This window comes from Xanthomonas arboricola pv. juglandis, from assembly GCF_001013475.1.
GTDB classification, from domain to species: domain Bacteria; phylum Pseudomonadota; class Gammaproteobacteria; order Xanthomonadales; family Xanthomonadaceae; genus Xanthomonas; species Xanthomonas arboricola.
The window spans coordinates 1,142,421-1,163,476 of sequence record NZ_JZEF01000001.1 but is presented as its reverse complement, the minus strand read 5'-3'; the positions used below and the strand labels follow the sequence as shown (position 1 = coordinate 1,163,476).

Annotated in this window: 32 protein-coding genes and 1 pseudogene; 26 read left to right on the top strand and 7 right to left on the bottom strand. The window is 63.6% G+C overall.

Features of this window, described 5'->3' with window-relative positions; all coding sequences use genetic code 11:
* Positions 1–18 precede the first annotated feature (18 nt).
* The gene (locus XARJCFBP2528_RS04730; protein ID WP_047124375.1) at positions 19–612 is read left to right on the top strand and encodes a hypothetical protein; all 594 of its coding nucleotides are present in this window, start codon (positions 19–21) and stop codon (positions 610–612) included.
* Here XARJCFBP2528_RS04730 and XARJCFBP2528_RS04725 read toward each other — a convergent pair.
* The 5 genes and pseudogenes from XARJCFBP2528_RS04725 to XARJCFBP2528_RS04705 form a co-directional block, all read right to left on the bottom strand.
* On the bottom strand, positions 609–1,148 hold the full coding sequence (locus tag XARJCFBP2528_RS04725) for a hypothetical protein (RefSeq protein ID WP_047124374.1): 540 nt from the start codon (positions 1,146–1,148) through the stop codon (positions 609–611). The two genes, XARJCFBP2528_RS04730 and XARJCFBP2528_RS04725, sit on opposite strands and share 4 nt — an antisense overlap.
* A gap of 110 nt (positions 1,149–1,258) precedes the next feature.
* Positions 1,259–2,641, bottom strand: a pseudogene (gene dnaB, locus XARJCFBP2528_RS04720) (replicative DNA helicase); the annotation flags it as partial.
* Entirely contained in the window at positions 2,638–3,510 is an 873-nt protein-coding gene (locus XARJCFBP2528_RS21600) for a hypothetical protein (RefSeq protein WP_052767987.1), read from the bottom strand. The pseudogene dnaB and the gene XARJCFBP2528_RS21600, both read right to left, overlap by 4 nt.
* On the bottom strand, positions 3,510–3,701 hold the full coding sequence (locus XARJCFBP2528_RS04710; protein WP_047124373.1) for a hypothetical protein: 192 nt from the start codon (positions 3,699–3,701) through the stop codon (positions 3,510–3,512). Before XARJCFBP2528_RS04710 ends, XARJCFBP2528_RS21600 begins: the two co-directional genes overlap by 1 nt.
* The gene (locus tag XARJCFBP2528_RS04705; RefSeq protein WP_047124372.1) at positions 3,698–4,177 is read right to left on the bottom strand and encodes a phage regulatory CII family protein; all 480 of its coding nucleotides are present in this window, start codon (positions 4,175–4,177) and stop codon (positions 3,698–3,700) included. The genes XARJCFBP2528_RS04710 and XARJCFBP2528_RS04705 overlap by 4 nt, the downstream gene beginning before the upstream one ends.
* 261 nt (positions 4,178–4,438) lie before the next feature.
* Between XARJCFBP2528_RS04705 and XARJCFBP2528_RS04700 the strand changes: the two genes are divergently transcribed.
* Positions 4,439–4,924, top strand: coding sequence for a hypothetical protein (locus XARJCFBP2528_RS04700; protein WP_047124371.1), 486 nt, complete (start codon positions 4,439–4,441; stop codon positions 4,922–4,924).
* Positions 4,925–5,055: 131 nt separating this feature from the next.
* On the opposite strand, the gene XARJCFBP2528_RS04695 is transcribed toward XARJCFBP2528_RS04700, so the two are convergent.
* On the bottom strand, positions 5,056–5,295 hold the full coding sequence (locus XARJCFBP2528_RS04695) for a hypothetical protein (RefSeq protein ID WP_047124482.1): 240 nt from the start codon (positions 5,293–5,295) through the stop codon (positions 5,056–5,058).
* 84 nt (positions 5,296–5,379) lie between these two features.
* Here XARJCFBP2528_RS04695 and XARJCFBP2528_RS04690 point away from each other — a divergent pair, with 84 nt between their 5' ends.
* The 16 genes from XARJCFBP2528_RS04690 (at position 5,380) to XARJCFBP2528_RS04625 (ending at position 13,966) form a co-directional block, all read left to right on the top strand.
* Positions 5,380–6,054 carry a S24 family peptidase gene (locus XARJCFBP2528_RS04690; protein WP_047124481.1) on the top strand — a complete coding sequence of 225 codons (675 nt, stop codon included), beginning with the start codon at positions 5,380–5,382 and terminating at the stop codon, positions 6,052–6,054.
* An 11-nt stretch (positions 6,055–6,065) separates the two neighbouring features.
* Positions 6,066–6,491 (top strand): hypothetical protein, encoded by a 426-nt coding sequence (locus tag XARJCFBP2528_RS23215; protein ID WP_053055993.1) that lies wholly within the window; start codon positions 6,066–6,068, stop codon positions 6,489–6,491.
* 6 nt (positions 6,492–6,497) lie between these two features.
* Complete coding sequence (locus XARJCFBP2528_RS23210) at positions 6,498–7,010, top strand: hypothetical protein (RefSeq protein ID WP_053051711.1); 513 nt, start codon at positions 6,498–6,500, stop codon at positions 7,008–7,010.
* A 180-nt stretch (positions 7,011–7,190) separates the two neighbouring features.
* Positions 7,191–7,850: a hypothetical protein gene (locus XARJCFBP2528_RS04680; protein WP_047124369.1), complete on the top strand. Its 660-nt coding sequence runs from the start codon at positions 7,191–7,193 to the stop codon at positions 7,848–7,850.
* Positions 7,851–7,853: 3 nt separating this feature from the next.
* On the top strand, positions 7,854–8,219 hold the full coding sequence (locus XARJCFBP2528_RS04675) for a hypothetical protein (RefSeq protein WP_047124368.1): 366 nt from the start codon (positions 7,854–7,856) through the stop codon (positions 8,217–8,219).
* Positions 8,216–8,500 (top strand): hypothetical protein, encoded by a 285-nt coding sequence (locus tag XARJCFBP2528_RS04670; RefSeq protein WP_047124367.1) that lies wholly within the window; start codon positions 8,216–8,218, stop codon positions 8,498–8,500. Before XARJCFBP2528_RS04675 ends, XARJCFBP2528_RS04670 begins: the two co-directional genes overlap by 4 nt.
* Complete coding sequence (locus tag XARJCFBP2528_RS04665; protein ID WP_047124366.1) at positions 8,497–8,712, top strand: hypothetical protein; 216 nt, start codon at positions 8,497–8,499, stop codon at positions 8,710–8,712. Before XARJCFBP2528_RS04670 ends, XARJCFBP2528_RS04665 begins: the two co-directional genes overlap by 4 nt.
* Complete coding sequence (locus XARJCFBP2528_RS24250) at positions 8,712–8,834, top strand: hypothetical protein (RefSeq protein WP_258072381.1); 123 nt, start codon at positions 8,712–8,714, stop codon at positions 8,832–8,834. Before XARJCFBP2528_RS04665 ends, XARJCFBP2528_RS24250 begins: the two co-directional genes overlap by 1 nt.
* Positions 8,831–9,085, top strand: coding sequence for a hypothetical protein (locus XARJCFBP2528_RS04660; protein ID WP_047124365.1), 255 nt, complete (start codon positions 8,831–8,833; stop codon positions 9,083–9,085). The genes XARJCFBP2528_RS24250 and XARJCFBP2528_RS04660 overlap by 4 nt, the downstream gene beginning before the upstream one ends.
* A 38-nt stretch (positions 9,086–9,123) precedes the next feature.
* The gene (locus tag XARJCFBP2528_RS04655; RefSeq protein WP_047124364.1) at positions 9,124–9,732 is read left to right on the top strand and encodes a hypothetical protein; all 609 of its coding nucleotides are present in this window, start codon (positions 9,124–9,126) and stop codon (positions 9,730–9,732) included.
* Positions 9,729–10,007 carry a KTSC domain-containing protein gene (locus XARJCFBP2528_RS04650; RefSeq protein WP_047124363.1) on the top strand — a complete coding sequence of 93 codons (279 nt, stop codon included), beginning with the start codon at positions 9,729–9,731 and terminating at the stop codon, positions 10,005–10,007. Before XARJCFBP2528_RS04655 ends, XARJCFBP2528_RS04650 begins: the two co-directional genes overlap by 4 nt.
* A gap of 564 nt (positions 10,008–10,571) precedes the next feature.
* Positions 10,572–11,504: a phage recombination protein Bet gene (bet, locus tag XARJCFBP2528_RS04645; RefSeq protein ID WP_047124362.1), complete on the top strand. Its 933-nt coding sequence runs from the start codon at positions 10,572–10,574 to the stop codon at positions 11,502–11,504.
* Positions 11,501–13,288 (top strand): lambda-exonuclease family protein, encoded by a 1,788-nt coding sequence (locus XARJCFBP2528_RS04640; RefSeq protein WP_047124361.1) that lies wholly within the window; start codon positions 11,501–11,503, stop codon positions 13,286–13,288. Before bet ends, XARJCFBP2528_RS04640 begins: the two co-directional genes overlap by 4 nt.
* A complete protein-coding gene (locus XARJCFBP2528_RS04635) occupies positions 13,288–13,515 on the top strand; it encodes a hypothetical protein (RefSeq protein WP_047124360.1) in 228 nt (75 codons plus the stop codon). The genes XARJCFBP2528_RS04640 and XARJCFBP2528_RS04635 overlap by 1 nt, the downstream gene beginning before the upstream one ends.
* Entirely contained in the window at positions 13,512–13,712 is a 201-nt protein-coding gene (locus XARJCFBP2528_RS04630; RefSeq protein WP_047124359.1) for a hypothetical protein, read from the top strand. The genes XARJCFBP2528_RS04635 and XARJCFBP2528_RS04630 overlap by 4 nt, the downstream gene beginning before the upstream one ends.
* Complete coding sequence (locus XARJCFBP2528_RS04625; RefSeq protein ID WP_047124358.1) at positions 13,709–13,966, top strand: hypothetical protein; 258 nt, start codon at positions 13,709–13,711, stop codon at positions 13,964–13,966. The genes XARJCFBP2528_RS04630 and XARJCFBP2528_RS04625 overlap by 4 nt, the downstream gene beginning before the upstream one ends.
* 2 nt (positions 13,967–13,968) lie before the next feature.
* Here XARJCFBP2528_RS04625 and XARJCFBP2528_RS04620 read toward each other — a convergent pair whose 3' ends face one another.
* On the bottom strand, positions 13,969–14,577 hold the full coding sequence (locus XARJCFBP2528_RS04620) for a hypothetical protein (RefSeq protein WP_047124357.1): 609 nt from the start codon (positions 14,575–14,577) through the stop codon (positions 13,969–13,971).
* A gap of 26 nt (positions 14,578–14,603) precedes the next feature.
* On the opposite strand from XARJCFBP2528_RS04620, the gene XARJCFBP2528_RS23205 reads away from it, so the two are divergent.
* The 8 genes from XARJCFBP2528_RS23205 to XARJCFBP2528_RS04590 are packed head-to-tail and all read left to right on the top strand — an operon-like array spanning position 14,604 to position 21,023.
* Entirely contained in the window at positions 14,604–14,759 is a 156-nt protein-coding gene (locus XARJCFBP2528_RS23205) for a hypothetical protein (protein WP_155410694.1), read from the top strand.
* Complete coding sequence (locus XARJCFBP2528_RS22065; RefSeq protein WP_231103894.1) at positions 14,756–15,352, top strand: hypothetical protein; 597 nt, start codon at positions 14,756–14,758, stop codon at positions 15,350–15,352. The genes XARJCFBP2528_RS23205 and XARJCFBP2528_RS22065 overlap by 4 nt, the downstream gene beginning before the upstream one ends.
* Positions 15,349–17,865: a DNA methyltransferase gene (locus XARJCFBP2528_RS04615; protein WP_047124356.1), complete on the top strand. Its 2,517-nt coding sequence runs from the start codon at positions 15,349–15,351 to the stop codon at positions 17,863–17,865. Before XARJCFBP2528_RS22065 ends, XARJCFBP2528_RS04615 begins: the two co-directional genes overlap by 4 nt.
* Positions 17,862–18,077, top strand: a complete 216-nt coding sequence (locus tag XARJCFBP2528_RS04610; protein ID WP_047124355.1) for a hypothetical protein — start codon at positions 17,862–17,864, stop codon at positions 18,075–18,077. Before XARJCFBP2528_RS04615 ends, XARJCFBP2528_RS04610 begins: the two co-directional genes overlap by 4 nt.
* Entirely contained in the window at positions 18,074–19,189 is a 1,116-nt protein-coding gene (locus XARJCFBP2528_RS23200) for a hypothetical protein (protein WP_144422094.1), read from the top strand. Before XARJCFBP2528_RS04610 ends, XARJCFBP2528_RS23200 begins: the two co-directional genes overlap by 4 nt.
* A complete protein-coding gene (locus tag XARJCFBP2528_RS04600) occupies positions 19,182–19,766 on the top strand; it encodes a J domain-containing protein (protein ID WP_047124354.1) in 585 nt (194 codons plus the stop codon). The genes XARJCFBP2528_RS23200 and XARJCFBP2528_RS04600 overlap by 8 nt, the downstream gene beginning before the upstream one ends.
* On the top strand, positions 19,759–19,983 hold the full coding sequence (locus tag XARJCFBP2528_RS04595; protein ID WP_047124353.1) for a DUF4224 domain-containing protein: 225 nt from the start codon (positions 19,759–19,761) through the stop codon (positions 19,981–19,983). The genes XARJCFBP2528_RS04600 and XARJCFBP2528_RS04595 overlap by 8 nt, the downstream gene beginning before the upstream one ends.
* Positions 19,983–21,023 carry a tyrosine-type recombinase/integrase gene (locus XARJCFBP2528_RS04590; protein WP_047124352.1) on the top strand — a complete coding sequence of 347 codons (1,041 nt, stop codon included), beginning with the start codon at positions 19,983–19,985 and terminating at the stop codon, positions 21,021–21,023. The genes XARJCFBP2528_RS04595 and XARJCFBP2528_RS04590 overlap by 1 nt, the downstream gene beginning before the upstream one ends.
* Positions 21,024–21,056 lie beyond the last annotated feature (33 nt).

Genomic DNA, 21,056 nt, shown 5'->3' with positions numbered 1-21,056 from the left:
AAGCTCAAAAGGACCGCTATGGCCGACCCAACCTACTGCCCTTGGATAATCGGCGCTCCATGCCTCAAGCCGGAAGTATGGGCAGCCTGGGTGCAGGCACTCCTGTCTGCTGCGGCAATCTACTTCGCTGCGCGTCTGGCCAACCGCCAAGAACGACGGACTATTGCGCGACGCGCCGAGGTTTACTTCCGATTGATGACCCTCGCATCGATCGAAGCAGCCAGAGTAAAAACGTTCTTCACTGGCGCAGCTGACGAGGTACCGCGCGCGTCCGTGTACCCGCCACTTGCAAAGCTTTTCGAGCAATACGCTCGTTCTTTGAGGGAGGTACCGCTCGACAGCATCGCGGACGCGCGTCTTTTTGTCCCGATTTACAACACGGCACAAGGGTGCGAGACAGTTGCCCAATTGCTTCGAGAAGAGAAATTCGAGAACGGCACTCCTGAGTTGAAGGCCTGGTTCGCTTCTCTCGAGGAGGCGCAGTTTCAGCTGGCACAAAGTTCCCGCCAGGCGCGCGCCGTGCAGGGTGACTATCACGTCGAACAGTTCACGACCACTGTTAAGCAGTGGGTGAGAGATTGGAGAATGAGCAGGATTCGAGCCAAACATTAGGCCGCTCTCCTTTGCTCGCCGGCCATCAGCAAGTACTCGGCTCGCAGGGTGTCCGTCAGGCCGGGCAGGTACCTTTTGTCGATGTGATCACAGATACCCCGGAAGAACTCGCCAAACTCGCCTTCGTCCATCTCATCGAATGCAATGGAGCGCGGCTGAGCGACAGCTGCTTTTCCCAGTGGGCCCAGATCGATCTCGAATGGCTCGCAGAAGACGCCGGCCTCGGTCTGCATGCGCTTGATGGCATCGTGCGCGGTAAGCGTTTCAAAGCCCTCGATGCCGTCCACCAGAAGATGCCCGAGCGCATGCACCATGCGATGGAAGGCCGGGTTGCGCGGCTGCTTCAGCTCCGCGCGGATCTCGCGGCCGACGTTGAAGCGGCGCTCACGCAGCAGCCGGCTATCGATCTGGTTCGCCGGCACCAGCGCGCCGACCAGCTCACCGGTGTCGGGATCGATCAGCTTGCGCACCACCAGGTAGATCGGGCGCGCAGCGCGTTTGGCCCGCACCTTCTTCGCGGCTTTGGTCATGGTCATGCGTCGACGTCCTGCTGCGGCTTGCGCGGCTTGAGGTTGCGGAAGCCGCGCGAGCGCGGCGCGGGCTTGCCGTCGTCGCTTTCGATCGGCGACGGCTCCCAGTACTCGGGCAGGTTCTGGAACTTGAAGCGCTCCGGCATGTAGAGCACGCGCACCTCGCCAGGTGGGCCACTGCGCTGCAGCGGAACCAGCAGCTCGGCGGTGCCCTTCCAGCGGCTGTCGCGGTGGTACACCTCGTCGCGGTAGATGAAGATCACTGCATCGGCGTCCTGCTCGATCGATCCGGAGTCACGCAGATCCGCAGGCTGCGGGCGCTTGTCGGGGCGGTCCTCCAGCTTGCGATTGAGCTGCGAGAGCAGCAGCACCGGCACGCCCAGCTCACCGGCAAGAAGCTTCAGGCCGCGGCTGATATCGCCCACGCCGTTGGCGCGGTTGTCGCCCTGGATCTCCATCAGCTGCAGGTAGTCGATAACGATCAGGCCCAGCGGCTTGCGGGCGTGCTGCCGGCGTGCCTGCGAGCTGACGTGCTCGACGCGTGCGCGGCGCGGCCGGCTGACGAAGATCTCCGCCGCGCGCAGCTTGCGCATCGCGCTGGTGACGTTCGTCCAGTCCACGTCGTCCAGGTCGCCGGAGCGGATCCGGTTGCCATCGATGCCGCCGACCGATGCCAGCATGCGATCGCCCAGCTCCTCCGCCTGCATCTCGAAGCTGAAGACCGCGACCGCTTTGCGCAGATTGAGCGCGACGTGCTCGGCGATGTTCTGCGCCAGCGTGGTCTTGCCCATCTTCGGGCGCGCCGCCAGGACGTACAGACCGCCCGGCTTTAGGCCACCCAGCAGCGTGTCGAGGTCGTCGATGCTGGTGGTGATGCCATGGATGCCGCCACCGTCGCGGGAGCGCTCGCCCAAGCGTTCGAAGACGCGGTCCATCACCGGCGCGACGGATTCGAGTTCGCATGGCTGGCTGTCCATCAGCGCGCCGATGCGCGATGTTGCGGCGCCGATCAGCTCAACGCTGCTCTGGCCTTCCGGGTTGAAGCCTGAGTTGGCGATCTCGGTACCGACTTCGATCAGCCGGCGCAGCCGCGCCTTGTCCGCCACGATCTCCGCATAAGCGCGGATGTTGGCCGCCGACGGCGTGGTGCTGGCCAACTCGATCAGGTACGCACCATCGGCCACCTGCTCCAGAAGCCCCTGCGCTTTGAACCAATCGCCCATGGTCACCATGTCGAACGGCCGACGCGGGTTCCCTGTCGCCATCTCGCGGATGGCGCGGAAGATCAGCACATGGTCGCGGCGGTAGAAGTCGCCCTCCTCCACCAGGTCGGCGATGTCGTCCCATGCGCGGTTGACCAGCAACAGGCCGCCGAGCACAGCCTGTTCGGCTTCCACGCTGTGCGGCGGCATGCGCAGCTGCTCGAGCTGGTGAGGCTGGTGATCGCCGCCGCTGGCGTACAGCTCGGCCATGCGCTCAATTTCGTCGTGGACGCTCATGCGGCGTGCTCCGTCATCGCCCGATCAAACAGCTTCGCGATGACGTTTTCGCGCAGCAGGTACTCGAAGTCGGGCTTCCAGTTTTCGTGGCCGGCACCGCCAGGTTTGCGGCCGGAATGGAACTCGTCGTCAGCGGCGGTCTCGAACAGCGCCGTCCAGAATTCGGGTGTTACACGCTCGTCGCCGTAGAGCTGCCGGCAGATCGCCCGGACGGTCGGCAGGGCCTTCTCGACGGCCTTGAGCCGCGGCTTGTTCAGCACGGTGCATGCGGTCAGTTCGCCGTTGGGCTTGGCAAGCACGCGGTTGTAGGCGGCCTGTGCTTCCTCGGCGATCTGCTGGATCCGCTCGGCTTTGCGTTTGCTCAGGTCTGCAGGTGGGGGACCAGGCGGGGTCAGCGTCAACGACGCGGACGAATCCGAGCGAAGCGAGGATGTTTCCTCTTCCCTTCCCTGTTCCTTTCCCTTCCCTGTTCCTTTCCTTTCAGGTGGTGAGGGCTCACTGAGTTGTGCGTGAGTCGTAACTGAGGACTCCCACACCACCTGCATCGCCTTGATTTTGCTGGGTGTTGGCCTGTTGACCCGCTGGTGCTCATCGAATTTCACGACGCGGCCATAGCGCTTCCCGTCTTCGCCGACGCCGAGCTCGATGAAGCCGACTTTTGCCAACGATTGGAGGCTGTCGTGAGTACTCACTGAGGACTCACGGAGCGGTAAGCACTCGGCTTTAACCAGTGCAGGGTTGGCGTTGAAGTAGCCCTCGTCATCCGCGTGGTTGAGCAACGCGGCGGCAAGCATGTGCGTGATCTCTGGCAGTGCGCTCAGATCCTCGTGCTTCCAGAATTCGGGCTTGATGGTGCGGATCCTGGCCATCAGACAATCCCGCCCGCCCGCTCCATGCGCTTTACCTGACGGTCGCTTCGGCCCTCGCACTCGCGCTTGAGGTCCAGCCAGTAGGCGCGTGCGAGGCCCTTCTTGCCGGCCCCCTGCGCCTGCCGCAGCAGCTCGGCCAAGCGGCGAATGCGGCGCTCCCGGCGCCAGTCTTCCAGCAGCTGCAGGATCATGCTGCGGCCCTCGTGACCTTGGCCTCGGCGAACGCGGCCTGCGCCATCTGGCCGAAGATCGCCTGCAGCTGGCCGCACAGCGTTGCCAGTGCCTTTGCCTCGTTGAGGGTGAGCACCTGGTCTGCGTACGAATCGGCGATGAGCTTGCAGAGCTTGCCCTTCAGCTCGCCGGCATCCAGCAGCGATTCGACAACGCCAGCGGCGAGCGTCACGTCGGCGCGCTGGACGATGAAGTCGTGCTCGGCGGCCAGCGCGTGCAGGATCCGGAAGTCGCCGCTCAGCCCCATGATCTCGCTGGCTTCGGCCAGGGTCAGGTGGTGCGTGCGCGTGTTCGGGTTGACCTTGCTGCGGAGGACGGCCGCAGACATCTGCTTCTCCTCGCCCTTGTCGTTGATCGAGATCAGGCGTGTAGCCAGGGCAAGGCTGCCGCCGGGATAGTCTTTGACGGTCTTGTGTGCTGCATCGGAGATGTTCATTGGCGGGACACCTGAACGGGGATCGTGAAGGGACCATCCGCCACGCTTTGCGCCATGGACGCACTGCAACGACGGATCAAGTCAGCGAGAAGAAGGGCCCCAAACGTCACGACGATCGTGCGTGTGGGAGGCAACGTATTTGGGCTGCGGTGGGTCGACGGCCGCATGCTGGTAAAGCTGTTACGGAAGGGAAGCTAGGTGGGCACGCGCCGGGCGGTACGATGTGGTTTCCCCCCTACTGCTAGCGAAGGAGATGGGCGAATGGCCGGACTTCTTGATCGAGCACTCCAGCGCAAATTGCTGGAGGAGCTCGCGACCGCGTATCCCAGCAACATTGAAGGTCACGAGCTGGCGAGGTTGATTCCAGGGGATGCCTTGCGGGTCAACATGGCTTACCTGGAAGAGCACGACTTGGTGAAGGCCAGGTTTTACAGCGATCTCGAACACGGACCGCAGCTCACCCACTGCAAAATCACAGCCAAGGGAATCGATTTTCTTTCCGATGATGGCGGCCTCGGCGCGATCCTCGGCGTAGTGACGATCAAGCTTCATGAGCAGGATCTCCAGGCACTAATTGCGAGCCGGATTCAGCAGTCGACGTTGCCTCAGACTCAAAAGCAACAACTGACCGATCAGCTGCGCAAGCTGCCTGCCGAGACCACAAAACACCTCGCCATGAAGCTTGTGGACACCGGCTTGCAGAATTGGCCAGCTGCACTTCAGCTACTTCAAAATGCCGTGGGCTAGCGGCCATGCGACGCATCACCAACCAACTGCTTTCCGTGAGGGCGATGCAAAACTCATCGACGCTGATCGCCCCGCGCGCGTCTTCCACGAAGAGGCCGCGCGGAGCAGCGACCAGCGCGTGGATTTTCACGTCAGGCAGCATCGGCCACCTCCCCTGCGGGGTTGGCCGGGGGCCAGATGTCGGGCCGCAGTTCGGTCAGAGAGACAGCTCCCTGGCTCTGAACGTGCAGCTGGCGCACCAGGCCGCCATCGAAGCGCTGGCCTTTGCTCATCGCCTTGCGGAGATAGCCAATGGAAGTGCCAGCGCGAACGGCGTAGTCGGCCTGCTCGGCTGGGGTCAAGGTCGTGAGGTAGCTGCGCAGAGTGTCCATGCGCAAACAATACCCTTGGGTAATCATCAAAGCAATACCCGCAGGGAATTTACTTGTAGGTAAGTGACAGGCTGCAATATGAGGATGGACAAATACGAAACCCGTCGCCTCGCCCTAAAGGCCTTCATCGACTCCCTGGGCCGCGGTGGGACAGCGCAGGTCGCATCGCGTATTGGCAAAGATGCGAGTTACGTGTCCCGCATGCTCTACGACGAGGGCAAGCCTGGGAGGAAACGGATCGGGGAGGACACCCTGGAAGCGCTGGCTAGGGCTTACCCGGAGAAATTTGGCTCGTCGATTTCTGTCTCACCAGTCCCAGCGACTGAGACGGCTGGGGATTACGTTCGCGTCCAACACTTGGACGCGGAGGCAGGCATGGGCGAAGGACGGATCAACGACGACTACCCAGAGGTGATTCGCTCGATGGATTTCGAGCCAGCTTACATTCGCTCAGTCGTGGGGTTCGTGCCGCCACCCGGCCGTTTGATCCTCATCACTGGCCGCGGTGACTCAATGATCCCGGTGATTCAACCAGGTGAGTCGCTGATCGTCGACACAGGTGTCGCAGGCTTCGACGGTGACGGCATCTATTTGATCAACACTGGAAACGGGCAGCAGATCAAGGCACTTCAGGATAGAGGTGACGCCATCTATGTCGTCAGCGCCAATGCTGGCCTCTACCCTGCTTTCCCTCTTCCCGCTCATGCTCTGGTAGCCGGGAAGGTTTACCTGCGCAACCGCATTGATCGATTGAACTAGGGGTGTAAGGGATGAAGTACTCATGGGTCACCGCCGCTCTGCTATCGCTGCTGCCTTTGCATGTATCAGCAGAAGATCAACCTCCAGCGCGTACCTTTTTGCAGGAGGTCAACGGCTCTTTTGTGAGCTGCCCCCGATTGCTGGGAGAAGAAGAGCTCAACAAGCGTCTCTATGGCCGAGCGGCTCCGAGCAACGCGGGAGCAATCGGCGACTGTGCAAACGACGGGCGTGCACGTTTACGTGCAGCATATGACGCATATGTCGCGTCAAACCCAGGCGCTGAGGCGAAATCTTCTGCAAAGAACCTGTACGCGGCATCGCTCGCTTACGGCGACGCGATCATCAAGGCCACTTCCAGGCGGGACTTGGACAACGGCATTGCACAGGCAGAGCTGAGTAAGGCCAAGTCGATTTTCATCATCGACTCTGGGTTGTAACGGGCAGTGGCGGGTACCGACGAAGCGTTCCAAACAGCGCTCATCGAAGTGCAACTGCTGACAGCTTTCTTGAACAAAACGCCTTTGGTTCCGGACGAGGTCAGCCTTGCGCTATCGCGGGAATACTCTCGATCAATGTGGGACAAGATGCTTGCTACGGGCTGCACCTTAGGCGAAGCATCAGGAGGTCCGGGGACTGCAATGGTGACCCGGGATCACGCGGAGTTTGTTGCGTATATGAGGTCCATTTCAGACGACCTTGCAGCGCAAATAAAGATCGTGAAAGAAGGTGTTGAACACTACCTCCGACATGGCGATTCTCCGCCGCCGGCGTACGCGTGGCGCGTGGCCGTGATCCTGCGAAAGCGCAAAATTTTCAGCGTAGAGGCTGATTTTTTGGAGGCATTCGCGGCGCATTTCTGCCACGAGAGCGTAGGCAGAACAGAGATCCAGATAGCCCAGAGGGCAATTAAGGCCAGAATGCTTGCCACACGGGCCGCCACGGCCGCACCTGAGTAGCACCACAAGGCCTATCCCAGCCCGACGAACGAAGTTTTGCCCTGTCACGCTACGAGGCGCGCAGCCCCGTGACCAAATAACTTACCTTTGGGTATTGACTTAACAGATACCCGCGGGTAACTTACCTCCATCGCAACGAACCACCCGGATCCCGCCGGGGACGTGCGACGGAGAACGTAGATGTACGACCAGCACCTACTTGTCGGAACCTCAGTGGCGATCACCATCGCCGCGCTGGCGGGACTCGGAACGCGCCTGATCAGGAAGCGCGTTTCGGCGCTCGATGCGGAAGCCTTCATGCGCTGCCCCGTTGGGGACGATTACGCACTGCAGCTCATCCTTGCGGTCAAGCAGCTCCCGGAAGCGCAGGCTGTAGACGCGCTCATCCGCCGTGGTGACTTGGACAGTGTGGGCGCCAGCATCCAGTGGTTCGTTCAGCGCCTCGGGGTGGATGCGGAAAGAAAGTGCGGTGCCTTTTTCGACAACGGCGCCAACGAACTGCTGCCCGTGTTCGACCCTCAGGCGATGGGCTTGGCCCTTCCCATCCCGGCCAGCTATCAGGCTTATGTCTGCGATGGTCACCGCTACACCGCCACGGTTTACGACCTTGATGAGAAGGCGGGTCGGCTTGTCATGGACTGGCTCGAACTGCATGCCGATTCGGAGACTGCGGGCACCTCGCACGTAGTTGATAGCCAAGTTCGAGACAGCGACCGCGCAGCCGATAACGGCAGCCGCGAACGTGACCCATTGTGCCCAGACAGGCATAGCGCTTCCTCCATTGGCGCGAATTCGCTTACAGATCATAGCGGCCAGTCCGCCCAGCGTGGGGAGGCCTGAGCCATGGTCAATCGCCACCCGTACCACCCGCAATGCGGCTGCGCGACCTGCAGCCGGCATGAGCTGTCCGACGAGCGCGCCGACGTTCAGGCGCTGGCCCTGCACCGCGATGGCGGCGTTCTGAGCGAGGCGCTGGGCGAGCTGACGACCGAGCAGCTGGCCCTGATCGCTGGCCACTTGGCACAGGGCAACGACGCTGGCGCGGCAGAGATCCTGCGCACCACCATCACCGACTACATCGCCAGCGAGATCGATCGGCGCATGGACGACGTGGGCACCACGAAGCTGGAAACGGTGCAGCACATGCTGACGGTCTACGAAGCCACGCCGGCGCCGATTGCCGCAATGCCGTGGCAGGTGGCCGCATGAGCGCCACTTACCTCAATCCCTGGCACGGCAAAGTGGCACTGTCCAGCGAGTGCACGCCCACATTCACGACGGATTCCAAGCCAAAGCAACATCGCGGGTTTCTGATCTACCAGCGCGTCCCGGGATCGTTCGAGGTTGTGAAGGATGGGGTTTGTCTGACGCAGCGCGCTGGCCTACATGGCGCGTTGTGGGCGATCGACAACCTGATCGACAACCCCAACGACTGGCAAGCACAGCGGATGGCTGGTTACCTGGCTCTCGCGACGCAGGTGCCGGCATGAGCGCCGTCATCCCCTTCCCCACCGCTGCACGCGGCGCCGACCTGGTACGCGACATCGCGCTCGATCGTGGTTATGGCGCGATCACCGTGGCGCAGCTGGTGCGCACCTTCCAGCCCGACAACGTGCGGCCGCTGCGGGTGCAGGCATCGCAGCACGTGCGCGATCCGGACGAGTCGGCAACCACCTACTTCGACGGCCCGGAGGCTGCGTGATGGACGAGATGGATGAGAAGGAATTCCAGCGCCACATGCTGCGCGAGGACATTCCGTTCGCGATCGTCTGCATGGTTGTGGGCGCTGTGCTGACGCTACTGGCACAGGCGGTGTTCTCGTGACCGGCCGCCGCTACACCAGCTTCGCGTGGCTCTGCGTGCTGGTTGTCGTGCTGGTGGCGTTTGGCTGGCTTGCCTATAGCCGCAACGCCGCTCTGATCGCCCAAGCGCTCCACACGATCGCGTTTTTCCTGGCGCTGCATCTGCCCGAGAGCTGGTGCAACGCCCGTGCGAGCGCGCACCGCGACCAGGTGCAGCCGGCCACCGGTAGCACACCCGATTTTCCGGAACCGCCGCGCCGCGGCATCCGCTGATCCCCGCCGGTCCGCCGGCACCACCGACGAGGTATCCAATGTTTCAGCTCGAAAGGCACGAGGCGTCCATCGCCAACGTCAACCAACGCATCCAGCGGCACGGCGAAGAGCGCCAGCTGGCCGCCGACATCAAGTTCGTCCTGAGCGTCAGCAATGAAGCGCTCGATTCGTTCGACTCCACGCTGCGGCACGACCTGTTCCGCAAGCCGGCGAAGGGCGAGCAGCAGGATTTGCCGCAGATCGGCGGCGATGGCCTGACCGCGGTGAAGCATCCGGCGCTGGAGCCGCTGAAGCTGAGCCACGAGTTCACCGGCTACGAGATGCACCTGGCCGGCCTGCTGGAAGCCGGCGATCCCATCGTTCTGGTCGACGTGAAGCTCAAGCGCTTCGTGATCGAGCCGAAGGAAGGCGGCAGCTTGGCGATGTCATTTACCGCCTCGTCTGAGGTAGACCCGCAGGAACTGGCCGAATTGTCGGAAGCGCTGATCCGCGAAGACGTGCTGTTGTCGCTGATCGCGCCGAAGCGCGCCGGCCAGGCTGCCGAGGATCTGACCGAAGGCGGCGACACCCTGGATGCGCAGGACACCGCGGCAGCTGCTGCCGAAGCCGCAAGCCTGATCGACGCCGGCAAGAAGGTGGCGGCATGAACGCGCCCGTCCGCATTCCGCTGATCGACGTGGAAAGCCGCCAGATCGCGGCGATCGGCCACGACTCTGCCAGCCAGACACTAGCCGTGCGCTTCAAGAACTGGAAGGGCGAGATCACCTCGCTCTACCACTACGACAACGTCACCGCTGAGGACTACGCCGCGCTGCAGGCGGCCGAGTCGAAGGGCGGCCACTTCAACAAGGTGATCAAGGCCGACCCGGTGCGCTGGCCCTACCGCAAGGTCGAAGACCGTCCGCTCTCCGACGCGGCCTGATCCCAAACCCTGATCCGTGGCAGGTGTCCACGGACGCGATCGCACCGCGCATTGACTCTCGAAGGTCAGACGTTAAAGGCAGGAAGGGAACCGCACGCACCGCCGATATGTGCGCGAGAAGGAGCGGGAGGCCACAAGCCTATACAGCCGGGAAAGACCGGCCCCAGCGAAAGCTCATGGGTGAACGAGTGGTGCGGATGCAACGCCGCTGACCGCCGGGAAAGACCGGCCTCTATCCATAGCGGAGCGGCTTGCGATCAACGAGCGTCCATGTCTTGCGTATCGAAGACCAGGCCGCTCCGCTATGGAGGGAATGCGCAGTGGTGATGCGCGAATGCCTAGGCAACTGGGAGCGCCCAAAGCGGGACACCGCCCACGGGAAAGAAGGTTCCGGCCTTCTGTCAAAAACCGGGAAACAGGCGACCTGCCGGCCAAAGACGTGCGCATGAACCTAGCCGGGCGCACGCGGTAATCGGAGCCACAGCATGCGGTAGCAAGCCGGGATTACACCGCCGGCCCCTCCACCCATCGACAACACGCCGGCGGCGCCGGCAGGAGATTGCAGTGAACGCAGTTGCACAGATCAAGCCGACCGGCGGCCAGATGGTTACCGCAGAACAGGCCGAAGCGATTCGCACCGCGCTGAAGACCAGCCTGTACCCGGGGGCCACCGACGAATCCGTCGACATGGTGCTGGCGTACTGCCGCGCCGGCGCTTTGGACCCGATGACAAAGCCCGTGCACATCGTCCCGATGTGGGTACCGGAGAAGAAGCAAGGCAACCGCCTGATCAGTCCAGCGGGCATGCGTGACGTGATCATGCCCGGCATTGAGCTGTATCGCACGAAGGCGCACCGCACTGGCGAATACGCGGGTCAGGACGAAGCGACCTTCGGACCGACCATCGAAGAAACCCTCGGCGGCGTTCGCGTGCGCTATCCCGAGTGGTGCAGCGTCGCGGTGTACCGCCTGGTCGCTGGCAGCCCGGTGCGCTACTCGGCCAAGGCTTACTGGCTCGAAAGCTACGCCACGCAGAAGCGCGATAGCGATGCCCCTAACGCGATGTGGAAGAAGCGCCCTTTCGGACAGCTCGAAAAGTGTGCCGAGGCGCTAGCGCTGCGCAAAGCGTTTCCGGAAGCCGTCGGCGCGCAGCCCACTGCCGAAGAAATGGAAGGTCGGGTCCTGGAAGGCGAAGCGACCTCGGTGCGCCAAGAGCAGGCGCCCAAACAGATCGCCACCGAGCTGGCCGCCTACCCGGCCGACAAGTTCGCAGAGAACCTGCCGGCATGGGGTGAGCTGATCAAGGCCGGCAAGAGGACTGCTAGCCAGATCATCAACATGGTGAAGACCAAGGGCTCCCTCACCGAAGAACAGATGATCGCGATCGAGGCTTTCGACCAGGCTGAAGACGTGGCCGACGAAACCTCCGAAACCGGCGCAGACGCCGATGCGGGCCCGATCGATTGGGATGCCCCGGGCGAAGGAGAGAAAGCATGAAGACCGTCGACCTGATTCAGGGTTCCGCAGAGTGGCATGCCCACCGCGCAACCCACCTCAACGCCAGCGACGCGCCGGCGATGCTCGGCTGCAGCCCGTACAAGACACGCGCGCAGTTGGTGCGCGAAGTCGCCACCGGCATCGGTGAGGAACACGACGACGCCACACTCCAGCGCTTCGCCGATGGCCACCGCTACGAAGCCCTCGCGCGCCCGATCGCCGAGCAAATCATCGGCGAGGATCTGTATCCGTGCGTGGGCACCGAGGGGAAGTACTCGGCCAGCTTCGACGGCCTGACGCTGCTCGAGGAAACTGCGTTCGAGCACAAGAGCCTCAACAACGACTTGCGCGCTTGCATGCGCGATGAGGGCAACGGCTGGGGCCTGCCCAAGCATTACCAGGTGCAGATGGAGCAGCAGCTTCTGGTATCCGGAGCTGAGCGCGTGCTGTTCATGGCGTCGAAGTGGAATGGCGATGTGTTGGTCGAGGAGCGCCACTGCTGGTATGCCAGCAATCCGGATCTGCGCGCCGAGCTGGTCGCCGGCTGGGAGCAGTTCGAGGCCGATGTCGCCGCCTACGAACATGTCGAGAAAGCGGAACCGGCCGTCACCGGCCGCGCGCCCGAGACGCTGCCGTCGCTGCACATCGCCGTGACCGGCATGGTGACGGCGTCCAACCTCGCCGAGTTCAAGGCATCGGCGATGGCCGTGCTGAGCGGTATCAACCGCGAGCTGCAGACCGACGACGACTTCGCCAATGCCGAGCAGACGGTGAAGTGGTGCAAGGGCGTCGAGGATCGGCTGGAGGCGACGAAGCAGCAGATCCTCGGCCAGACCGCCGACATCGACGCGGTGTTCCGGACCATGGACGACGTCGCCGCCGAAGCGCGCCGCGTTCGACTGGAGCTGGACAAGCTGGTAAAGGTCGAGAAGGACAACCGCCGCACTCAGATCGTCGCCAACGGCGTGCAGTCGGTGCGGGATCACTACGCGTCCATCAATGCCGGTCTTGATGCGCATGCACTGGCGGTTCCGCCTTCGCTGCAGGCCGACATCGGCGCGGTGATCAAGGGCAAGAAGTCGATCAGCAGCATGCAGGATGCCGTCGGTACCGCTGCAGCAAACGCCAAGATCGCCGCCAGCCAGCAGGCCGAGCGCGTGCGCGCGAACGTGCGCGTGCTGGAAATGGAAATGGGCACGTTCGCCGGCCTGTTCCATGACCGCGTGCAGCTGTGCGCCACGAAGTCGCCAGAGGATCTGCGCAACCTGATCACCGCGCGCATCACGGAACAGCAGCGCGTCGATGAGCAGCGGCTGGAAGCGCAGCGCGAGAAGATCCGTCAGGAGGAAGCGGCCAAGCTGGCGCACGAGCAGCAGGAGCGCGAGGAAGCGCAGCGTCGCGCCGATGCACAGGCCGAGGCAGCACGTGTCGCTGCTGCTGTGCCGGCGCCCGCCGCAGAAGCTGCGCCCGCCCCGGTGGTCGCGTCGGCACCGGCACCAGTGGCGGCGGCTCCCGCTGCCCTCTCCCCTGCCCTCGCTCAAGCGGTCAAGTCATCGGCTGCGCCGGCACCGGCCCAGGTCGTGCGCATCAAGCTCGGCGACATCAACGCCAAGATCGCACCGCTCACGATCACCGCCGATGGCTTGGCGCAGCTCGGCTTCCTACCGTTGACCATCGAGCGCGCCTCGAAGCTGTACGACGAGGCGGAATTGCCGGCCATGTTCACCGCCATGCAGCAGGTCTTCGCACGTGCGGCCAACGCCAGCTACCAGCAGGCCGCCTGATGTCGCGCGTCTGCACCAGCTGCACTCGGCGTCTTGATGAATCCGAGTTCCCGACGCAGAACGGGCGCGTCGTCAACGTCTGCGTGCTCTGCCGGAACGACATCAAGCGGGCGCAGACAAGGCTCGCACCGATCCGCCGTGATCCCGAACAGATCCGGTTGAACAACATCTGCTGCACCTGGTTCGGCCCGGTGCAGCGCACTCACCTGCTGAGGAATGCGGCATGAGGACTTGGCAAACCATCGACAGTGCGCCCGACGGCGAAGTGGTCCACACCAAGATCGATGATCAGTACGGCGTTCGTAACGAGCAGATGCTGAAGCGGAGCGGAAAACTCTGGTGGTTCCCGGATGGCGGCATGTACGTCTACTACACGCCCACGCACTGGAAGCCGCGCATAGCGGCATCGGCGGCACCCAAATGAGCAAGCACCTCACCCGCCGCGCGCCGAAGCGCAAACGCGGCCTGTGCTGGGGCCGCACGTCGGACGAAAGCACCAGCGTCGTGAGATGGCAGCTGTTCCGCCGCGATCACCGCGGCGCACTGCACACGTCCACCTTGCAATTCACCTACGCCGAACCCCGCGCCTACATCGCACAGCGCCTGCGCAATGCACGCCGGAAGCTGCGCGACCGCGTGGACGAGATCGACCTGGCCGCCATGGGAGTCACCGCATGAGCTCAGTTCCTAAGCCGCGGGTACGCCGGCAGCTGCACCTCTGCAACCAACCAATCCCACCACCGCTGAATGTCTGCGAGCAAGCCAACGACAGTGACCGTGCCCCGGAACCCATCAGCTTCGCTGACCACGTGCGCGGTGCGCTGGACGGAGTGGCGAAAGTGGCCGCCATGGTTCGAAACAAAGAAGTCGAAGAAGATCGGAATGCTCAGGTTCAGTCCCCGCAGCTCTGGGTCGCTGAGGCTTACATGCTTGGTCGCGACGCAAATGGCACAGCAGTGGCGCATCTCGGGGACCTCCAGCACCCAGCTCTTCAACTCGTTCTTGTTGTTGATCGGCCTTCCCGCAAGGCGTTCGAACCGGCTCCAAAGGGCATCTTTCTCGGCGTGGAACGCAAGCCATTCCATCAAGTGCCACGCGGTCGCGAAGGCATTCGCTGCCGCGAAAAGCAGCGCTTGCTCGGCACCATCTTCGTACTCCGGGCCAATGGGCACGGGGCGACCCGCCAACGATTCGACCTGACGAACTTCCCAGGCGAGCTTTGCCCGCATGTCCCAAAACGACGCGAGTCCGAGGGTCCAGTCGCGGGAGTCACGCTTTTCGGCGGCCATAAAGCATCTCCAATGGAGACCAGAGCATGATCAAATCGCATCCCAACGACAAGCTCGCCGCGCTGCAATGGGCCGTCGAGCGCGCGCGCCAGGCCGCCGCCGGCGACGAGCTGGTCCGCCTCAACGTCCTACCTGCGCTGCAGCAGCTGCGCGACGAAGCGCGGCGGGAGGCTCGTCGGTGAATACCGTGGCCGTCCTTTTCGCAAGGCATGACAGCGTCTACAAGACTATCTCAGGCTGTGATGTCTACGACCTTGATCGCGATGCGCTCACGTTCACGGGTGGCATGCCGGTCATCGCGCATCCGCCGTGCCGTGCGTGGGGATCACTAAAGCACTTCGCAAAGCCAAGACCCGGAGAGAAGGATCTGGCTATCTGGGCTGTCGACCAAGTGCGCCGATGTGGTGGTGTTCTGGAACATCCTGCTGGCTCTCAGCTATTCCCAACGGTCGGACTGCCATCCCCCCGTGGCATGCAGCGCGATCAATGGGGCGGTTGGACCATGGCCATATGGCAATCGTGGTGGGGGCATCGCGCCGACAAGGCCACCAAGCTGTACATCGTTGGCTGTGACCCGGGTGACCTGCCCGGGTTTCCCCTGCAGCTCGGCCTTTCCACACACGTTGTTTCACCTTCGTCGAGTATCCGTGTCGGCCACCCAATGTATCGCCCGCAATTGCGAAAAGCCGAGCGCGAGCACACTCCGCGCGCATTAGCTGAGTGGCTGGTTGATGTGGCAGGTATCTGCGGCATGCGAAAGGCGGTGGCAGCGTGACCGACCCCTATCGCGATTTCCTCGAGCGCAAGGTCCGCGTCGCTCCGTCGCTCGGGTTCGACGTGTCCCCCGACGATGTGCATCCGATCCTTAAGCCGCACCAGCGCGACAGCGTGGTGTGGGCATGCTCCGGCGGGCGCCGCGCCCTGTTCCAGCGCTTCGGCCTCGGCAAGAGCATGCAGCAGTTGGAGATCATGCGGCTGGCGCGCGCGCATGCCGGTGGAGCCGTTGGCATCGTGGTGCCGCTCGGCGTGCGTCAGGAGTTCCGCCGCGACGCCGGTAAGCTCGGCCTGGAGACTCGCTTTGTGCGCACTAGCGCCGAGGTGGATCCGGACTTCGACGGGATCCACCTGACGAATTACGAGAGCGTGCGAGACGGCAAGCTCGATCCCAACCTCTTCAGCGCCGCGAGCCTGGACGAAGCGTCAGTGCTGCGCAGCTTCGGATCGAAAACCTACCAGCAGTTCCTGACCCTGTTCGATGAAGTCCGGTACCGGTTCGTCGCCACCGCCACGCCGAGCCCGAACCGCTACAAAGAGCTGATTCACTACGCCGGGTTCCTGGGCGTGATGGACACCGGCCAGGCACTCACACGCTGGTTCAAGCGTGACAGCACGCAAGCCAACAACCTCACGCTGTACCCGCACAAGGAGCGCGAGTTTTGGTTATGGGTGGCGAGCTGGGCGCTGTTCCTGCAGAAGCCGTCGGACCTGGGCTACAGCGACGAGGGCTATGACCTGCCGGAACTGACCGTGCACTACGTTGAGGTACCGGTGGACCACAACACGGCCGGCGCTGAGCGGGATGGCCAGGGCAAGTTGTTCCGCGATGCCGCAATGGGGCTGCAGAATGCGGCGAAGGAGAAGCGCGACACGCTCGGCGCGCGCGTGGCAGCCGTGCAGCAGGTGGTCGCCTCACGGCCGGATGAGCATTGGCTGATCTGGCACGACCTCGAGGCGGAGCGGCATGCGCTGCAGTCCGCAATCCCCGCTGCGGTCAGCATCTACGGCGACCAGGAGCTCGACGAGCGCGAGCAGTCGGTCATCGACTTCAGCGAAGGCCGCATCCCGATCCTGTCGGCGAAGCCGGTCATCGCCGGCAGCGGCTGCAACTTCCAGCGGCATTGCCACCTGTCGGTCTATGCCGGCATTGGGTTCAAATTTAACGATTTTATTCAATCCGTTCATCGGATCCAGCGGTACCAGCAGACGCACCCGGTGGAGGTGTGGATCGTCTACGCCGAGAGCGAGCGCGAGGTGCTGGCCAGCCTGCAGGCGAAGTGGACGCGCCACGAGGAGATGGTAGAGAAAATGAGCGAGATCATCAGGGAATACGGCTTGAGCAAGGCCGCAATGGCCCAAGTACTTCAGCGCTCGATCGGCGTGGAGCGCATCGAGGCCAGCGGTACGGGTTGGACGGTCGCGAACAACGACTGCGTGGTGGAGACGCGCGGCATGGCCGACGACAGCGTCGACCTGATCGTGACCTCCATTCCGTTCGCCAACCACTACGAATACAGCCCGAGCTACAACGACTTCGGGCACACCGACGACAACGCGCACTTCTGGGCGCAGATGGATCACCTCAGCACGCAGCTGCTGCGGATCCTCAAGCCTGGCCGCATCGCCGCCATCCACGTGAAAGACCGGATCCAGTTCGGCGCGGTGACCGGCGCCGGCGTGCCGACCGTCAGCCCGTTCCACGCCGAGGCGATCTTCCACTACCGCTCGCACGGCTTCGACTACATGGGCCTGATCACTGTCGTGACCGACGTGGTCCGCGAGAACAACCAAACCTATCGCCTGGGCTGGTCGGAACAGTGCAAGGACGGCACGAAGATGGGCGTCGGGTCGCCCGAATACATCGTGCTGCTGCACAAGCCGCAGACCGATCGAAGCCGCGGCTATGCCGACGAACCCGTGCGCAAGCAGAAGACGGATTACACGCGGGCGCGCTGGCAGGTCGATGCGCATGCGTTCTGGCGATCGAGCGGCCGCCGGCAGCTGACGGCTGACGAGCTGGCGCAGCTGGGCCCGGACAAGCTGGCCAAGCTGTTCACCGAATACTCGCTGCGCGAGGTCTACGACTACGAGACCCACGTACGCATCGGTGAGGAGCTGGAGGCTCGCGGCGCGCTGCCGTCGACCTTCATGTCGCTGGCGCCTGGCAGCCATGACCCGGACGTGTGGCACGACGTCAACCGCATGCTCACGCTCAACGGCGAGCAGACACGGCGCGGCCTGGAGAACCACATCTGCCCGCTGCAGTTCGACATCGTCGACCGTCTGATCCAGCGCTTCAGCAACGCCGGCGAGCTCGTGTTCGATCCGTTCGGCGGCCTGTTCACCGTGCCGTATCGGGCACTGAAGCTGGGCCGCCAGGGGCGCGCCGCCGAGCTGTCCACGGCCTATTTCATGGACGGGGTGAAGTACCTGCAGGCCGCCGAGCGCGAGATGTCCATGCCGGATCTGTTCGCGACGATGGAACCGCAGCCGCAGGACCGGGCCGCATGAAGTCCCAGCTCTTCCCGCGCGAGCCCCGCCGGATGAAACAGCCGGCGAAGGATCTGCTCCGGCAGCAGCTGGCCATGGCCGCCGACAACATCGAGCGGGTCACCGCCGAGAACCAGGCTCTGCGCGCCATCTGCGCAGAAGCCATCAACACATGCCAGGGCCAGGCCGAGCAGCTTCGCGCCGCGCTGGCGAAACAGGAGAAAGCAGCATGAACGAACAATCCGACAATTCCGGACAGTTGCCGCAGGCCGAGGCGGGAAGCGGTGGGGATTCGCTGGACGCGCGAGCAGTCTATGCACTTGCCACGTCCTGGAGGCGGCAAGCCTCTTCGCAGAAATCTGGTCGAAGCACTCTGATCCGCTGCGCGGAAGAATTGGAAGCCGCCCTCGCCGCCCGCCAGCCGGCCGGACAAGCCCGGGTTGAGGAGCTGCGTGATGCCCTGGGTAAGGTTCGCTTGCGTTGCATGTTCATCGGGTGGCCGGCCGAATCGATGTGGGAAGCCACCCCCGGGAACTGGATCCCTGATTGGCGTTACGAACTGCAGCTGATGGAACACGTACTGCACGGCAGCGAGATTCGCACACCGGAGAAGCCGACCGACACAGTGCCGCGCAACCAGCTCCCACGGTTGGTGGCGAATGAGCCTGTGGCGAAGGTACGCCAGGACGGCGGCAACGGACCGGTGGTTTGGTACTACCCGCACACGTTCTACGGAACAAAGATCCCGGACGGTGCCGACCTGTTTCTTGGCCCGCCCGCGCCTGCTGCTGTGCCGGCGGAGACGTTCCAGGCTGGCGTATCGAAGTGGATGGGCGAATGCTTCCTGCCGTCGCTCTACAGCAACATGACCGAACGCGGTGATCGCCTGCTGGAAGAGGTGCTGGAGCTGTTGCAGTCGCATGGCTACGACCGGACGCGCGTGGCGACGCTGGTGGATTACGTGTACGGCCGCCCCGTCGGTGAGCCGGCGCAGGAAGTCGGCGGCGTCATGGTCACCCTGGCGGGCTACTGCTGGGTGGCCGGCCTGGACATGCATGCCGAGGGTGCACGCGAGCTGGAGAGGATCACGCAGCCGGAAGTGATGGCGAAGATCCGCCGCAAGCAGGAGGCGAAGAACGCGCTGAACTTCGATACGCCGCTGCCTGGACAAGCCACCGCCCCCCAGCCGGCAGCTGCGACTGGCGTGCCGGAGCTGTTTGTGCAATGGCTGGAGCGCGAGATGCCGCCCGGCACGATCATCGGCAAGCCGGCCTGGTGGGCGCCAAAGCTAGCGCGAGCACTGCGCAGTGCCGAGCGCGGCGTGCTGGGAGGCTGCAATGGCTGATCGTCCCGACCAACGCTATCCGCTGACCTGGCCGGCTGGCTGGCCGCGCACGCCCGGCCACCTCCGCGCGCACAGTCCGTTCAAGGCGCAGACCACCGACCGCGCATTCCGCGACCTGGTGGACGAGCTTGGCCGGCTCGGCGCGCGCAACATCATCGTCAGCAGCAACCTCAAGCTGCGCCAGGACGGCATGCCGTACAGCCAGCAGCCTCGCAACGACGACGAGGGGATCGCCGTCTACTTCACCCGTAAGGGCGTGGAGATGGTTCTGGCCTGCGACAAGTTCGCCAAGCGCGAGGCGAATCTGCGGGCTATCACCCTTACGATCGGCGCGATTCGCGGCATCGAGCGCTGGGGCAGTTCCGACATGATGGAGCGGGCATTCACCGGCTTCGCTGCCCTGCCCGCGCCGGTTGCGCTGTCCTGGCGCGATGTCCTTGACCCGGCCGACCCGGAGGGCAGCTACCGCCGGCTGCGTTCGCAGCACCACCCTGACCGTGCCGGCGGCGACGCAGCTGAGTTCCAGCGCGTGCAGTGCGCGTGGGACGCCTATCTTCAGGAGCAGGGAAATGCCTGAGCAGAAAAATGGAATCCGCCTTTCGCGCTACGAAGTCAAAGGCCTGACCGGTACGCCATACATTGATCGGCAGCTTCTGTTCCTCGTCAGCAACGGTATCCGGCACTACGTCGACCTCAATGGCCGCCCAGTCGTGCTGCGATCGACGATCGAGGGCGCGCCCGCGGCGGATGCCGGTACCGAGGCAGTCGCCTGGAAACCGAACAAGGCAGCTTGATGGGACGGCGACCGATCAACCAGGGAGCCATCCCCAATTTCCGCCAGCGCAAGCGCGGCGAGAAGACCTACTACTTCTATGACCACGGAACCCGCGGCGGCACGGGCCGGCGCGAGGAATCGCTCGGCAGTGACTATGGCCTCGCGATCCAGCGCTGGGCTGAGCTGCAGGGGCAGGCGCATGCCGCGCCGGCCCCGCGAGTCATGTTTGGCTGGGTCTGCGATCAATACATGGCACAGGTGGCCAGTCGCAAGGCAACCCGGACCCTCGCCGACAATCGCAAGGAGGTGCTGAAGCTGAGGGAATTCTTCGAAGACCCACCGGCGGCCATTGAGGCCATCAAGCCGATGCATGTCCGCCAGTACCTGACCTGGCGCACCCAGGGAGGCACGGCCCACGTGCGCGCGAACCGCGAGAAGGCGCTGCTATCCCACATCTGGAACTTCGCGAGGGATCGGGGGTACACCGCCTTGCCCAATCCGTGCGCCGGGATCAAGGGATTTCGCGAGACCGGCCGGGACGTATATATAGAGGACGAACAATACCAAGCCGTGTGGGAGGCAGCTGACCCGTGCCTGCGGGATGCGATGGATCTGGCTTACCTGACAGGCCAACGCCCTGCGGACGTACTGGCCATGTCCGAAATGGATGTGCGCGGCGGCGATGTGCACGTCAAGCAGGGCAAAACCGGCAAGCGTCTGCGCGTCGAAATCGCTGATGAGGGTCAGCTGGCGACCTTGCTGGAGAGGATCCGGGAACGCAAAAGGGCATTTGCGGTCCACAGCACGATGCTAATCGTCAGCGAGCATGGACGCTCAGTCAGCGTTGCCGGCATGTCCCGCCGATGGCAGAAGGCCTGCCAAGCTGCGAAGGTGACGGGAATCCAGTTTCGCGACCTTCGGGCCAAGGCCGGTACCGACAAGACCGATTCGGCCGGCGACATCCGGAAGGCTCAGCAGCAACTGGGGCACAGCTCGGTGGTGATGACGGAGCACTATGTGCGCAACAGGCGCGGGACCAAGGTGACCCCCACTCGCTGAGGATTGCGGAAATGCCCCTCAGATTGCGGAAAT